Origin of the sequence: Achromobacter sp. GbtcB20 (assembly GCF_019091095.1) — a bacterium.
GTDB lineage: Bacteria > Pseudomonadota > Gammaproteobacteria > Burkholderiales > Burkholderiaceae_B > Achromobacter > Achromobacter mucicolens.
Map to the genome: position 1 here is coordinate 1 of NZ_JAGXJZ010000194.1, position 543 is coordinate 543.

At 62.6% G+C, this 543-nt stretch carries 1 pseudogene; it reads right to left on the reverse strand.

Annotated features, from left to right (window positions below):
* Positions 1 to 194: 194 nt before the first annotated feature.
* Positions 195 to 543: pseudogene (locus tag KVT32_RS28520) on the reverse strand (TIGR03747 family integrating conjugative element membrane protein); the annotation flags it as partial.

Consider the following 543-nt stretch of genomic DNA (forward strand, 5'->3'; position numbering starts at 1 on the left):
CAATGTCAGCGGTACGAGTATTGAATGGGGTTACCTCAATAGCGGTGTGCACGACGCTCAGCGCGATCATGAGTTTGATCGGGCGACGGTAAGAACGGTCGTCGAGGCGGTTACGGCGTTGGATGCTGCTCTTGATACCCTGCAGAACCGATGAACGGCACACGGCTTTGCAGGGCCGTGCCGCCCGTGTCACCTCATAAGTACTTCTTGAAGCTGCCTGCGGTCAGGCTGACTGCCATCCCCAGCAACGCCGCGCTGGGCAGCAGGATGACCAGAGGATGCACCGATATGGGCAGAGCGAGATAGGTGACCCAAGGCAGCACGGCCAACGGCATCAGGCTGGCCTACGCGCGGTGGTAGATGAAGCCGGATTCGCGGCCCGCGCCGAACCGGCGCACATCCCGCCGCACCAGGCCGTCAATCAGGCCGACGATTGCCGCCGTGAGGATCAGCGGCAGCGTGAGCACCAGGACCAGCAGGCGCACCAGGAAGGTGAGCGTCGTGAAGGCCGCAGCGATCAGGTAGCTTTCGGCCCAGACATAG